This is a genomic window from Mycobacterium sp. 23, assembly GCF_048287075.1.
Lineage (GTDB): Bacteria > Actinomycetota > Actinomycetes > Mycobacteriales > Mycobacteriaceae > Mycobacterium > Mycobacterium gordonae_B.
Window position 1 is genome coordinate 1,468,639 of record NZ_JBLVUX010000005.1, and the last position, 13,591, is coordinate 1,482,229.

Sequence of the window (13,591 nt, forward strand, 5' to 3'; positions counted from 1 at the left end):
TGATTGTCGGCCTGCGCGGCGGCCGCGCCGGCGGCAGCGCCGGCGGGCCCTTTCAGACCCGCCGGCGCTCCCGTTCGGCCGCCAACTCGCCCAGCACCACCTCGCACGCCACCGTCTGGCTGTACCCGCGGCGGGCCAGCATCCCGACCAGCCTGCGAGTCACTCGGGCGTCGTCCTCGCTGAGCACTTCACGCCGCAGTTTGGCCCGTATCAGCTGCTCCGCCCGCTCCCGTTCGGCGCCGGCGTCGATACCGGCCAGCACCGTGTCGATCACCTCGTTATCGACGCCCTTGGTGTGCAACTCGGCGGCCAGCGCGCGCTTGCTCTTTCCGGCCTTGGCCCGCCGCGATTGCACCCACTGCTCGGCGAAGTCGGTGTCATCGACCAAGCCGACGCCGGTCAGCCGATCAAGCACCCGGTTGCTGACATCGTCGGGGTATCCCCGCTTGGCCAACTGACCGGCCAACTCGGCCCTGGTCCGCGATCGCGCGGTGAGCAGGCGCAGGCACAGCGCCCGCGCCTGCTCCTCGCGACGAGAGGACTCAGAAGTCGACGGGGGCGGGCAGGACGCTGTCATCGGTCACCACTGCGCCAATGCCGAGCTTTTCCTTGATCTTCTTCTCGATCTCGTTGCCGATGTCGCCGTTTTCGAGCAGGAAGTTTCGCGCGTTCTCCTTGCCCTGACCGAGTTGCTCACCCTCGTAGGTGAACCAGGCACCGGACTTGCGGATGAAGCCCTGGTCGACACCCATGTCGATCAGCGAGCCTTCCCTGCTGATGCCCTTGCCGTAGAGAATGTCGAACTCGGCCTGCTTGAACGGCGGCGACACCTTGTTTTTGACCACTTTGACCCGGGTGCGGTTACCCACCGCATTGGTGCCGTCCTTGAGCGTCTCGATCCGCCGGACGTCCAAACGCACCGACGCGTAGAACTTCAGGGCCTTGCCGCCCGTGGTCGTCTCGGGCGAGCCGAACATCACCCCGATCTTGTCCCGAAGCTGGTTGATGAAGATCGCCGTGGTGCCCGAATTGTTCAGTGCGCCAGTCATTTTCCGCAGCGCCTGGCTCATCAGCCGGGCCTGCAGGCCGACGTGGCTGTCGCCCATCTCGCCTTCGAGTTCCGCGCGCGGCACCAGCGCCGCCACCGAGTCGATGACCACGATGTCGAGCGCACCCGAACGGATCAGCATGTCGGCGATCTCGAGCGCCTGCTCTCCGGTGTCCGGCTGGCTGACCAACAGCGAATCGGTGTCGACGCCAAGCTTCTTGGCGTAATCCGGATCCAGCGCGTGCTCGGCGTCGATGAACGCCGCGACACCGCCGGCTGCCTGGGCGTTGGCCACCGCGTGCAGCGCGACGGTGGTCTTACCCGAGGACTCCGGGCCATAGATCTCAATGACACGGCCCCGGGGGAGGCCCCCGATGCCCAGGGCCACGTCCAGTGCGATGGACCCGGTCGGGATCACCGAAATGGGCTGGCGGACCTCGTCTCCGAGGCGCATCACCGAGCCTTTGCCGTAACTCTTCTCGATCTGGGCCATAGCCAGTTCGAGAGCCTTCTCGCGATCGGGGGCTTGAGCCATGATGCCTCTCCTGTAGTCGGTGTTCGGTGACCGGTATCGGTCGGTTGGCCGTGACACTAGAGAAGGCCACCGACAAGTTGAGATCTCCGAATGATCACCACAGTAGCCGAACACCTGTTCGACTCGAGGTCGACACGCCGCGTGTGGCAGGATCACCTCGAAGAACACATGAACATCGCTGCGGAACTGGCCGAAATTTCCGCCTACGGCGGGTTTTTCGCCCTGACCGTGGGCGGAGATCCGGCCGGGTGGATCCCCGTCGCGCGGTCCTATGCCGCCGGCTTTTCAGACCTCGTCGACGCCACCGCCAGGCGGTACGGGACATCCGACCTGCGCATCGGCGCGTCTCTGGTACAGCTCGGGCACGCCGCCCGGCTATGGTCACCGGTTCTCGCGTGCGCGCTGGCCCACGGCGTCGTCCCGGACCTGGCCGACCTGCAGCGTGCCGACGACGGCGCCCGACTGAGAGTGCCGGAGCCAGTCGGAGTGCCTGTCGAGACCGTCGCCCCCGAGCTGGTGTACCGAATCGTGGTGCAGGACCACCTGGACCGGCTTGCGGCCGGCTTGCGGGTCCGCCTGGCGCCCGGACTGCTCTACGGCAACATCGCGTCGGCGCTGGTGGGCACGTCGCGGCAGCTGCTGCTGGCGCGCCCCGATCTTCGCGTGACGATCGCGCGGACCACGTCCGAGTTGCTGAACATCGGCAAACTGGCCGGCACCGGCGTGATCACCAGCGCGAACCTGGATTTCCGGCGCAACAGCTGTTGCCTCTACTACCGCATCCCGGGCGGGGGCACGTGCGGCGACTGCGCGCTGCGCTGACCTCGCGTCTGCGCTGACTCTGCAGGGGGGTCACCACTGATCGCGCGGCACGTCGAAGTCGGCGCACAACGCCCGCCACACCTCGCGCGGCTCGATGCCCTCTTCGATCGCCTGGGCCGCGGTACGCCCGCCCAGCCCGGTCAGCACGTGGTCGACCAGCACCGAAGATCCATATGCAGCGCCGAAGCGCAGCACCACCCGTTCGTTGAACTCGGTCAGCCGCACGCCCGCCAACCTACCGGTCAGCGGGCGACCGCCAACGCCTCGTGACAAACCTGCACCGGATCGGCGACCTCTGCGACGCTCGCAGCGGCTTGCTGCGCGGCGGCGCGGTACCGGGGCGAGGACAGCACCTCGCCGACCTCGGCCACCAGCGAGTCACCGCTCAACGGCCTGATCAGCTGGCCACTGCCCTGCCGCACCACCCGATTGGCGATCTCCCACTGATCCCCGCCGCCGGGGACCACCACCAGCGGCACCCCGGCCAGCAGCGCCTTGGCGACCATCCCGTGGCCGCCGCCACAGACCGCCACGTCGGCGTGCGTCAACAGTTCGTCCTGACGGCCCAGCCCCACCGCCGCCCAGGGCGGCACCTCCAACTCCGCACCACCCAGCCGCGACACCACGACCCGCGCACCTACCGGCAGGGTCTCCCCCGGCCTCAGGGATTGCAATGCCAGTTCGGCCATCCCGATGGTGCCGGTGGACGCCGTGGACGGGGCGACCACCACCACCGGCCCCGAACCCGGCGGGATCTTCAGCACGCGGTCGGTCGGCTCGAAATGCAACGGTCCCACCACGACGGCCTCGGCCGGCCAGTCCGGCCGGGGTACCTCCAGTGCGGGCAAGGTGGCGATCAGCCGTCGCACTGGCCCGGGATCACGCGCCGGCAGCCCGATCTCGACCCGGACGGCCGACCGCTGCTCCACCCCCGCCCGCACGGAGCGCGCCGTCAGCGCCCGCATCACGGTGTCGCGCAGCCTGCCCCGCAGCCCGGTGCCGGGCGCCAGACCGCTCCCGATCGGCGGCAACCCTTTCGACGGCAGGTAGAGCGGGTGCGGGCAGAGCTCGACCCACGGGATCCCCAGCAGCTCGGCGGCCAGGCCGCCGCCGGACGTAATGACGTCGGACACAATCAGATCCGGCGCCAGGTCACGCAACGTCGGCGCGATGAGCACCGCCATCCGTGCCGCGCGACGGTGAATCCGGGCCCCCGCATCGAGATCGTCGTCGGTGGCCACCAGGCCGTCCAGCTCCACCGCGTCGATCCCCGCCGCGCGGGCGGTGTCCAGCCACTCAACCCCCGTCAACAACGTGGGCGAATCCCCGGCGGCCAGGAAGCGTTGGCACAGCGCAATCGCGGGAAACGAGTGTCCCGGATCGGGTCCGGCGACCACGGCAACGCGCATCCGCCTCACCCTGCCACACCTGAGCTCGCCTACGGTGGTCCCGCGATTATCGTCCCAGCCCAGTCAGACCACCCGCTACCACGCCTCAGCACTACCATTCAAGAGCTAGGCGCAGTCTTGCCCCTCGATTCCTACGTGCTGATGTAGAAGAGGACTACGAGAGAGCCGAAGCCGAGGCGCAGAATTTGCGGCACCGACTTCGAAGCACTCATATACGTCTGAAGGTGTTCTCGAACTGAGCTCACCTTGTCCAGATTCTTTCAGGCGAAAGCAATCGGTCCCGACGGACACAGCAGTACTGGCCGGAACGCGGTGTCACGTACCGGTGTCACGCCGCAACACCGAACAGGTAGAAGGCCGAACGCCAACCTACCTGCATATAAGCCAAGCTCAGCATGCCTAGCCGAGGAGACTTACGTGGCGTGCGCTTGGCCTCCAGCAGCTCGAGACCGTGAGCCGCGGCGAGCTTCTCAAGCCTTGTTCGGTACCAGAGGGGAAACAGAATCAGAAGCCGCCCTCCGTCGGTCAAGTAGTCGCTCACTTGGCCGAACAGAGTGGGCAGGAAGCGAACCGAGGTCGCAAACTGTTGTTCGTCGCTTTCGAACTCGAGTGAAACAAATGGTGGATTCGCCAGAACGATGTCGAACTTGCCCTCGACGTTGGAGAACATGTCGCTCCGATGCACCGTCACGTTCGTCAGGCCGTGGCGGCGACAGTTCTCAATGGTGTTCTCGACCGCATTCGAATTGATGTCTACCGCTACTACCTCGCTAGCTTTCGGCGCCGTGAACAAGGCGAATACTCCGCTGCCACAGCCGAGATCGAGTACCCGGTCCCCCGGCCTGCAGTACCGGGCGGCGGCGTGCTCGTTCTCCAGCGGCTTGTAGACGCTGGGCGAGACAACCAAGTGCTTACCTTCGATCTTGATCGAGGGAAAAGCAGAATTCAGCATCCCGACATAGGGATACCAGAACTTCATGAATGCACGCTTGGCCGGCGACAAAGCCATCTAGATCTCCTTAGTTGTTTGTCACGCCACTAGGGCGCTCAGACGTTTACACCCACCACCTCGCACCCGAAGCCCAGACCCGCTCACCGCTTTCAGCACAAAAGAATCCCGCGCAGGGTGACCAAGAAACCGCAGATATATATAGCAATCTGGCACAGCTCTTGCGAATGCCTGACTATTCACTTGTCACGCCGGATGCTAAGGCATAGCTGGGTGAAGTTGCGAGCTTTTAATCCCATAGGGACGAACCTTGAGACGCCCCTGTTGCGCGTGTCACGTTTTCGTATCACCAAGTTTCAGTCCAGCGTCGGCTAGCGACCCCGTTTCTTGAAAAGACCAAATTATTTCACCCGAATCTGTATTAATTATGATGATCTTATATAAGACATTTACGTTGCGGTTGATCCGCCGACATCTCATTCGCTTGCCGGCAAACTTCGGGCCGCGTAGATGCTGAAAGTCCCAGTGGCACTTAGTCATACGAAGACAAACACCCCGTGGAACAGATTGATATCCGGGCCGGATGCAACCTGCCGCAAACAACTTTATTTAACTTTCTTAAAGGTGTTTACATGAGTGCTAGCTCGGGCTAATCTTGCTTCCAGCATCCCCCTGGACATGGGATCTGCACCGCCAAACATTTGCCTACTCGCTTGCCCAAGCAGCGCTTTCAGGGTATTTCAATAACACATCACATGAGGAGGAAGACTCATGACCGAACTGGCAGCCAAATTAGAATCTTTACCCGTGAGATCAGCCGCATTGGACCCGGCGACATTGATAGGGAGCATGTTGGACTTCCGCGATGTCACTGGTGACCATCTTATTAATCGACTGGATGATTTTTATGAATGGCAGGACCGACGACGCGAGCACAGCCTATGGTTTATGGGCCGATCCACCGAAGCCGGTCCCCGGCGCCGCGTCACCGCGTACGACGACGCCGGCCGGAAAATGGACGGGATCAACTTCGCCTCTCAGGACTACCTTTCACTGTCGGGTCATCCCGCGATCAAGGCCGCTGCTGTAGATGCGATCGAGGAGTACGGCGTTCACAGCGCGGGGTCCCCTGCTCTGGTGGGAAACACTTCGGTATCCCTAGCGCTGGAACGCCGCATTGCTGAGTTCGTGAAAGCTGAGCACGTCAGCCTTTTCCCGACTGGCTGGGCCGCAGGGTACGGAGTGGTCAAGGGATTGATCCGACCCAGCGATCACATCGTGATGGACCGGCTGTCCCACGCCTGCCTGCAGGAGGGTGCGCGCGCCGCGACGCCGAACATCCGGCTGTTTCGGCACAACGACGTTGCCGACTTGCGCGCGGAGCTTGAAGCGGTCCGTTCTCACGACACCCGTAACGGCATCATGATCGTCACCGAAGCGCTGTTCTCGATGGACTCAGACACACCCGATATCGCCGCCATGCAGGACCTCGCGCAGGAATTCCGGGCGACGCTGGTAGTCGATGTTGCTCACGACCTTGGCTGCCTCGGCCTCGATGGGCGCGGCCACATCGGACTGCAGGGCATGATCGGCAAGGTGGATCTGGTGATGGGATCGTTCTCCAAGACCTTCGCGTCCAATGGGGGCTTCGTTGCCACGAACCACCGAAAAGTGAAGGAATACCTTCGTTACTACTCCTCGCCGAACACCTTCTCCAATGCGTTGTCGCCGATCCAGGCCGCCGTCGTTCTCCGAGCGTTCGAAATCGTCGACAGCCCGGAAGGTGCTTCGCTGAGGCAGCAGACGATGACCAACGTTCAGTTGTTACGTGGGCGTTTAAACCAAGCGGGTTTCGAAACATACGGTGCCCCCTCACCGATCGTCTGCGTGAAAATCGGCAATGAGGGCCTTGCCCGTTTGACGAGCCGGTGGCTGCAGGCCAATGGACTGGTCGCCAACCTCGTCGAGTTTCCCGGAGTCGCAAAGGGGAAGGCGCGCCTTCGGATGCAGGTTATGTCGAACCACACCGACCAAGACATCTCCGACGCCGTGGCCCGCGTCGCAGCGGCTCACCGATACGCAAAAGCCGAGATCACGGAGGTTGGCGACGCTACCGATTGATTCGGCGACGGGCGGCGAAGACCGCGATTGTTCAGGCCGCCCGGTAACCGACGTTCTTGTCGCATCAATCGGGTATACCTAAAGCCGCATTTGACCCTCGGCTGGGACACGGCGCTATTGCGGCAAACGTGTGTCCGGGATCGGGTCCGGCGACCGCGGCAACGCGCGTTCGCATCACCCTGCCACACCCGAGCTCGCCTACGCTGGCAACTATGACCGAGCTGACTCAGAAGGGGCCCGAATCCGGAGCCGAAACCACCGACAACATCCGTGCGGTCGAGGACTTCCTCTACGCCTTGCAGGACGAGGACTTCGACACCGTCGACGCGTTGTTGCACGACAACCTGGTCTACGAGAACGTGGGATTCTCCCGGATCCGCGGTGGCCGCAAGACGACGGCACTGCTACGCAAGATGCAGGGCCGCATCGGCTTCGAGGTGAAGATCCACCGCATCGCCTCCGACGGGTCCGCGGTCCTCACCGAACGCACCGATGCCCTGGTCCTCGGTCCGCTGCGGCTGCAGTTTTGGATCTGTGGCACGTTCGAACTGCAAGACGGGCGCATCACGCTGTGGCGGGACTACTTCGACAGCTTTGACATGCTGAAGGCAACGCTGCGCGGTCTGGCCGGAGTAGTCGTTCCGTCGCTGCGCGCGACGCTTTAGCTAGGCCCGGCGCAGGCCGCCGAGTTCGTCGAAGGCCTGCGCCCAGCCGAGCAGCCGATCGGTGGCGCCGGCGAGTTCGTCACGGTAACGCTGCTGGGCCAGCGGCGCGACCCCCACCGTGCCCTCGCCACTCACTGAAGACACCAAATGCGCTGCTGCGGTGACCATTTCGTTGTACTGGCGGACGCCGGCGCCCAACTGCGCGGTGTAGGCATTGATGGTCGGCACCAGATACTGACGCGAGCCTTCGGCGTTGTGCGCCGCTCTTTCCATCGACACCACTTCGGCGGCGGTAGCCGCCATGGCCGCCGAGGTCCGCTTGGCCGCGTCGGTCAGGTCGGTGATCTCGTCGGCCGGCAGCATCGCGCCGCGCTCGATAACCCCCAGCAGCGAGAAGAACCCGCGTTCGGAGGCGCCCAATGCGTACATGGCAGGCCGGGCGGCCGAACCGGGCGGCGGTAGCCGGCGGGGGTTGGCCGGCCGTTGGGCCGGAAGTGGCTCGGCCTTCAGCCAGTAATACCGGAAGAACAGCAGCGTCGCCGGAATGACCATCACGACGGCGACGGCGCCGGTGATCTGCAGCAGGAGCGCGAACCAGCCCCAGGCCGCCAGCACCGCGGTCACCAACCCCCAGAACACGACTCCGGCGGTGAAGATCCACGCCCACCGCAGCGCGCGTCGCCGGCGGCGCAGCTGGCGCGCCCGCGGGTCGCTGGCGGCGCTGATCTTGCGGGCAACCAGGTCGGTCAGGTCGGCGGCGGTGTCGAATCCGCGCTGCAGCAACCCGCGCCACAGGCCCCGCTGATTCGACTTGGCCGCCACCGGCTTCTCCTACTGGCCGAACGGCTTATCGGGAACGGCTCCACCGGGCTCGGTGGCCGGCGTCGCCGGAGTGACACCAGGTGCGGTCGCACCACCGGCGGGCAGTGCCTCGCCACGCATCGACGCCCGGATCTGCTCGAGCCGGGAATGCCCTGCCATCTGCACGCCGGCCTGCTCGACCTCGAGCATCCGGCCCTGCACCGAGCTCTGCGCAAGCTCGGCGGAGCCGATCGCGTTGGCGTACCGCCGTTCGATCTTGTCGCGCACCTCGTCGAGGCTGGGCGTGTTGCCCGGGGCCGCAAGCTCGCTCATCGACCGCAGCGACGCGCTCACCTGCTCCTGCATCTTGGCCTGCTCGAGCTGGCTGAGGAGTTTGGTGCGCTCGGCGATCTTCTGCTGCAAAACCATCGCATTGCGCTCGACGGCCTTCTTGGCCTGCCCGGCCGCCTGCAGGGCCTGGTCGTGCAGGGTCTTGAGGTCTTCGACGCTCTGCTCGGCGGTCACCAGTTGTGCGGCGAACGCTTCGGCGGCGTTGTTGTACTCGGTGGCCTTCGCGGCGTCTCCGCTGGCGACGGCCTGGTCGGCAAGGGTGAGCGCCTGACGCACGTTGACCTGCAACTTCTCGATGTCGGCCAGCTGGCGGTTGAGCCGCATCTCCAGCTGACGCTGGTTGCCGATCACCTGCGCGGCCTGCTGGGTCAACGCCTGGTGGGTGCGTTGTGCCTCTTCAATGGCCTGCTGGATCTGCACTTTCGGGTCGGCGTGCTCGTCAATCTTGGAGTTGAACAGCGCCATGAGGTACTTCCACGCTTTGACGAACGGATTGGCCATCAGTTAGCTCCGCCTTCGCTTCTTCTTGTGTGCCGGATGGGCCGCAACGCTTACCCTGCCGCTCAATTTAGTGGGTCAGCTCTCATCGCCCCACCCATGGTGCATATCTCGTGGACGCGGGTCTACCCGCCGCGCTCACGCCACGGCCAGCGAGACCACCGGCGGGATGACAACCTTGATGCTGGCATCGATGGAGGCGCGGCTGGCACGCTCTTCGCGGGCCATCCGCTCGCCGGCATCGATGAGCACCTGCGAGAGCGGAACCTGCAGCGCATCGCAGATCGCGGTGAGCAGCTCACTGGACGGCTCTTTGCGGCCGCGCTCGATTTCCGACAGATACCCGAGGCTCACCCGCGCCGAATCGGACACCTCGCGTAGCGTCCGGCCCTGCGATGTCCGGGCCCCCCGCAGCACGTCGCCAACCACCTCGCGCACTAGTGACGCCATCGTGCTCCCCTTCGTCCGGTCATCCCCAAGAATTCATGGGACTTCAGGTGAACGCAGGCGATGGCCGCAATGGTTCCCTAGGCGTCGCGTTTGGTCCGGCGAATTTCTCGGACCGTCGACGCGACGTAGTCGATGCCGGTCACGACGGTGAGGACGATCGCCAGACCCATCACGACCACGGCGGCGGTGTGCAGAATCCCGGACAGGGGCAACACGAACAAGCCGATCGCCACCGCCTGGACGACGGTCTTGAGCTTTCCGCCCCAGCTGGCGGGAATGACACCGCGGTGGATGACAGCCAGCCGCAGCACGGTGATCGCCACTTCACGGGTCAGGATCAGCACGGTCACCCACCAGGGCAACTCACCAAGCATCGACAGCCCGATCAGCGCCGCCCCGATCAGCGTCTTGTCCGCGATCGGGTCGACGAACGCGCCGAATTCGGTCGCCATGCCGTAATTGCGGGCGAGCAGGCCGTCGAATCGATCGGTGATGACAGCCACCGCAAAAATCGCCCACGCCACCACGCGCGCCCAGGAGTGGTGGCCGTCTCCGTAGAAGAGCGCGTACAGAAAGATCGGGACGAGCAGAAATCGCACCATGGTGAGGACATTCGCCAAATTCGCGATGCGGGCCTGACCCGCTGCCTGACCCGCCTGCGGTTGCCCCGACACGGCCTCAGAATAACGGCTGGCCAGCTCATGCGGTCAGCGATGTCGATACTGTTTCCCCGTGACCGAAAGTCGACGGGATTACCGGCCGGTGGTTCGGCGAGCGCGAACGTCTGACGTCCCCGCGATCAAACAACTCGTGGACACCTACGCCGGCAAGATTCTGCTGGAGAAGAATCTGGTGACCCTTTACGAGTCCATTCAGGAATTCTGGGTGGCTGAGGATCCGGAAATCGCCGGCAAAGTGGTCGGGTGTGGCGCGCTGCACGTGTTGTGGGCCGATCTGGGGGAAATTCGCACCGTCGCCGTCGACCCGGATCTGACCGGCCACGGAGTCGGCCACGCCATCGTTAATCGGCTTCTCGAAGTGGCCCGGGAGCTGGAACTCGAACGGCTGTTCGTGCTGACTTTCGAGACCGAGTTCTTCGGTAAGCACGGGTTCACCGAGATCGAGGGCACTCCGGTGACGGCCGAGGTGTTCGAGGAGATGTGCCGTTCCTACGACATCGGTGTCGCCGAGTTCCTGGACTTGAGCTATGTCAAACCCAACATCCTGGGGAACTCCCGCATGCTGCTGGTGCTGTAGCCCCGCGAGCAGACGCGAAGTCGCATCAAAACCAGGGGTTTTGTGCGACTTCGCGTCTGCTCGCCGTCAAACGGGCTCGCCGTCGGCGTCGCTGCCGCCGCGGATCAGCGCCAGCGTTCCGGCCAGTTCGTCCGGTTTGACCAGCACCTCGCGGGCCTTGGACCCTTCGCTGGGCCCGACGATGCCGCGCGTCTCCATCAGGTCCATCAACCGGCCTGCCTTGGCGAAGCCCACCCGCAGCTTGCGCTGCAACATCGAGGTCGACCCGAACTGGCTGGACACCACCAGCTCCACCGCCTGCAGGAACACATCCATGTCGTCGCCGATATCGGGGTCGACGTCGGCCCGCTCACCACTGGGCTTGGCGGCGGTGACGCCCTCGGTGTATTCCGGCTCCGCCTGGTCCTTGCAGGCGGCGACGACGGCCTGAATCTCCTCGTCGGTGATGTAGGCGCCCTGCAACCGGATCGGCTTGCCCGCCCCCATCGGCAGGAACAGGCCGTCGCCCATCCCGATCAGCTTTTCGGCGCCGGCCTGGTCCAGGATCACCCGGCTGTCGGTCAGCGATGACGTCGCGAACGCCAGCCGGGACGGCACGTTGGTCTTGATCAGGCCGGTCACCACGTCGACCGAAGGCCGCTGCGTGGCCAGCACCAGGTGGATTCCCGCGGCGCGCGCCTTCTGGGTGATCCGCACGATGGCGTCCTCCACGTCGCGCGGGGCGGTCATCATCAGGTCGGCGAGCTCGTCGACGATCGCCAGGACGTACGGATACGGCCGGTACACCCGCTGACTGCCCAGCGGCGCCGAGATAGCGCCGGATCTCACCTTCTCGTTGAAATCGTCGATGTGACGCACCCGGGAGGCCTGCATGTCCTGATAGCGCTGTTCCATCTCCTCGACCAGCCACGCCAGGGCCGCCGCCGCCTTCTTGGGCTGGGTGATGATCGGCGTGATCAGGTGCGGAATGCCTTCATAGGGCGTCAGTTCCACCATCTTGGGGTCGATCAGGATCATCCTGACCTCTTCCGGGGTGGCGCGAGTCAGCAGCGACACCAGCATGGAGTTGACGAAGCTGGACTTGCCCGAGCCGGTCGAGCCGGCCACCAGCAGGTGCGGCATCTTGGCCAGGTTCGCAGAAATGAAGTCGCCTTCGATGTCCTTGCCCAGCCCGATCACCAGCGGGTGATGGTCCCGGCGGGTCGACGGCGCAGTGAGCACATCGGCCAGCCGCACCATTTCGCGGTCGGTGTTAGGTACCTCGATGCCGACGGCGGACTTGCCGGGAATCGGGGCCAGCATCCGCACGCTTTCGGTGGCCACCGCGTAGGCGATGTTCTTCTGCAGCGCGGTGATCTTCTCCACCTTGACGCCGGGGCCGAGCTCCACCTCGTAGCGGGTGACGGTGGGCCCGCGCGTGCACCCGGTGACCGCGGCGTCGACCTTGAACTGGGTGAGCACTTCGCCGATGGCACCGGCCATGTGGGTGTTGGCGGCGCTGCGCTTCTTGGGCGGGTCCCCGGCTACCAGCAGATCCAGCGACGGCAGCGTGTACGGACCCTCGACCACCCGGTCCAGCACCTGGGCATCGAGCTTGTCGGATTTGGTTCCGCGCCTGCGGGTCTTGGGCTCCGGAACGGTCGGCGTCTCGTCGGCGATGGGTTCCGCGAGTTCGGCTTCCGACGCCGTGGGCCAGGGCTTGGGCTCGTCCTCGGGGCGCAGCGGGGCTTGGTCGTAGTAGCCGTCCGAGAAATCCTCGGCCGGGGCGACCTCGACGGTGTCCGCGTCGTCACCGGCAAAGTCGTCGTACTCGTCGTCTTCATACTCGCGCTGGAACAGCCTGGTGCCGAACATGTTTCGCAGGGCGTCAGGCACCTCGCGGATGGTGATGCCGGTCAGCAGCAGCACCCCGAACAGCGCGCAGATGAACAACAGCGGCGCTGCGATCCACGCGGTCAATCCGTCCGAGAGCGGTCCGCCGATCGCGAAGCCGATGAATCCCGCTGCCCGTCTGCGCAACTCGGGATCTTCAGGTGAGCCGGACCACAGGTGGCGCAGTCCGAGAAACGACAGCGCGATGAGACTGGAGCCGAGAATCAGCCGTGGCCTCGCGTCGGGGTCGGGTTCGGTGCGCATCAGCACGATCGCCGCCGCCGCGGCGACCAACGGCAGCAGCACCACCGCCGAGCCGACGAACGTCCGCAGACCGGCGTCCACCCACGCTCCCACCGGCCGGGCGGCGCTGAACCACGAACTGGCGGCGATGATCACGGCGATACCCAGCAGTGCCAGCGCGATGCCGTCCCGGCGATGTCCTGCTTCGATGTTGCGCGCCTGGCCGATCGACCGCGCCGCGCTCCCGGTTCCCCTGGCGGCCATCAGCCAACTCGCGCGTGCCGCCCGGCCGCAGGCGCGCCCGGTCAGCACCAGCAGAGACTGATTGCGCCGCTTGGCGGGCCTGCTCACCCGCTTGACGGGCTTACTCGGGCGCTTCTTGGGCGCGCGAGGCGACGCACTCGAACGCCCACCTGCGGCACCGGCCCGCGAAGTGGCCCCTGACCTGCTCGTTCGTGTTCCGGAGCGGGCTGCGGTCTTACTGGCCATGCCCGCAAGCGTAGTCGCTAGAACAACATCAGCACCACCCGCCACACTGGTAACGGAGGGTTTATCGGGGCTCACCCGTCT

At 65.1% G+C, this 13,591-nt stretch carries 14 protein-coding genes; 4 read left to right on the forward strand and 10 right to left on the reverse strand.

Annotated features, from left to right (window positions below; translation table 11 throughout):
• Window positions 1-52 precede the first annotated feature (52 nt).
• Both recX and recA read right to left on the reverse strand, forming a co-directional pair.
• Window positions 53-577: a recombination regulator RecX gene (gene recX, locus ACNQS7_RS07880; RefSeq protein ID WP_418012125.1), complete on the reverse strand. Its 525-nt coding sequence runs from the start codon at window positions 575-577 to the stop codon at window positions 53-55.
• Window positions 543-1,583, reverse strand: coding sequence for a recombinase RecA (gene recA / locus ACNQS7_RS07885; RefSeq protein ID WP_055578396.1), 1,041 nt, complete (start codon window positions 1,581-1,583; stop codon window positions 543-545). The genes recX and recA overlap by 35 nt, the downstream gene beginning before the upstream one ends.
• A gap of 168 nt (window positions 1,584-1,751) precedes the next feature.
• On the opposite strand from recA, the gene ACNQS7_RS07890 reads away from it, so the two are divergent.
• The gene (locus ACNQS7_RS07890; protein WP_418015927.1) at window positions 1,752-2,405 is read left to right on the forward strand and encodes a (2Fe-2S)-binding protein; all 654 of its coding nucleotides are present in this window, start codon (window positions 1,752-1,754) and stop codon (window positions 2,403-2,405) included.
• A gap of 30 nt (window positions 2,406-2,435) precedes the next feature.
• Here ACNQS7_RS07890 and ACNQS7_RS07895 read toward each other — a convergent pair whose 3' ends face one another.
• From ACNQS7_RS07895 to ACNQS7_RS07905, 3 genes are all read right to left on the reverse strand, one after another.
• On the reverse strand, window positions 2,436-2,630 hold the full coding sequence (locus ACNQS7_RS07895; RefSeq protein ID WP_055578395.1) for a DUF3046 domain-containing protein: 195 nt from the start codon (window positions 2,628-2,630) through the stop codon (window positions 2,436-2,438).
• A 17-nt stretch (window positions 2,631-2,647) separates the two neighbouring features.
• Window positions 2,648-3,814 carry a glycosyltransferase gene (locus ACNQS7_RS07900; RefSeq protein WP_418012126.1) on the reverse strand — a complete coding sequence of 389 codons (1,167 nt, stop codon included), beginning with the start codon at window positions 3,812-3,814 and terminating at the stop codon, window positions 2,648-2,650.
• Window positions 3,815-4,142: 328 nt separating this feature from the next.
• Window positions 4,143-4,823 carry a methyltransferase gene (locus ACNQS7_RS07905; protein ID WP_418012127.1) on the reverse strand — a complete coding sequence of 227 codons (681 nt, stop codon included), beginning with the start codon at window positions 4,821-4,823 and terminating at the stop codon, window positions 4,143-4,145.
• A 711-nt stretch (window positions 4,824-5,534) separates the two neighbouring features.
• Between ACNQS7_RS07905 and ACNQS7_RS07910 the strand changes: the two genes are divergently transcribed.
• Both ACNQS7_RS07910 and ACNQS7_RS07915 read left to right on the forward strand, forming a co-directional pair.
• Window positions 5,535-6,884, forward strand: coding sequence for an aminotransferase class I/II-fold pyridoxal phosphate-dependent enzyme (locus ACNQS7_RS07910; RefSeq protein WP_418012128.1), 1,350 nt, complete (start codon window positions 5,535-5,537; stop codon window positions 6,882-6,884).
• A 212-nt stretch (window positions 6,885-7,096) separates the two neighbouring features.
• Window positions 7,097-7,549: a limonene-1,2-epoxide hydrolase gene (locus ACNQS7_RS07915; RefSeq protein ID WP_418012129.1), complete on the forward strand. Its 453-nt coding sequence runs from the start codon at window positions 7,097-7,099 to the stop codon at window positions 7,547-7,549.
• Here the strand turns inward: ACNQS7_RS07915 and pspM are convergent, their stop codons facing one another.
• The 4 genes from pspM to pgsA form a co-directional block, all read right to left on the reverse strand.
• Window positions 7,550-8,371, reverse strand: a complete 822-nt coding sequence (gene pspM, locus ACNQS7_RS07920) for a phage shock envelope stress response protein PspM (RefSeq protein ID WP_418012130.1) — start codon at window positions 8,369-8,371, stop codon at window positions 7,550-7,552.
• A 9-nt stretch (window positions 8,372-8,380) separates the two neighbouring features.
• Window positions 8,381-9,202, reverse strand: a complete 822-nt coding sequence (pspA, locus tag ACNQS7_RS07925) for a phage shock protein PspA (RefSeq protein WP_055578040.1) — start codon at window positions 9,200-9,202, stop codon at window positions 8,381-8,383.
• A 135-nt stretch (window positions 9,203-9,337) separates the two neighbouring features.
• Window positions 9,338-9,649 (reverse strand): transcriptional regulator ClgR, encoded by a 312-nt coding sequence (gene clgR / locus ACNQS7_RS07930; protein WP_055578039.1) that lies wholly within the window; start codon window positions 9,647-9,649, stop codon window positions 9,338-9,340.
• 77 nt (window positions 9,650-9,726) lie between these two features.
• Window positions 9,727-10,323, reverse strand: coding sequence for a CDP-diacylglycerol--glycerol-3-phosphate 3-phosphatidyltransferase (gene pgsA, locus ACNQS7_RS07935; RefSeq protein WP_306237257.1), 597 nt, complete (start codon window positions 10,321-10,323; stop codon window positions 9,727-9,729).
• A 58-nt stretch (window positions 10,324-10,381) separates the two neighbouring features.
• On the opposite strand from pgsA, the gene ACNQS7_RS07940 reads away from it, so the two are divergent.
• Window positions 10,382-10,906 carry an amino-acid N-acetyltransferase gene (locus ACNQS7_RS07940; RefSeq protein WP_055580492.1) on the forward strand — a complete coding sequence of 175 codons (525 nt, stop codon included), beginning with the start codon at window positions 10,382-10,384 and terminating at the stop codon, window positions 10,904-10,906.
• A 66-nt stretch (window positions 10,907-10,972) separates the two neighbouring features.
• On the opposite strand, the gene ACNQS7_RS07945 is transcribed toward ACNQS7_RS07940, so the two are convergent.
• Entirely contained in the window at window positions 10,973-13,510 is a 2,538-nt protein-coding gene (locus tag ACNQS7_RS07945; RefSeq protein ID WP_418012131.1) for a DNA translocase FtsK, read from the reverse strand.
• Window positions 13,511-13,591: the final 81 nt, after the last annotated feature.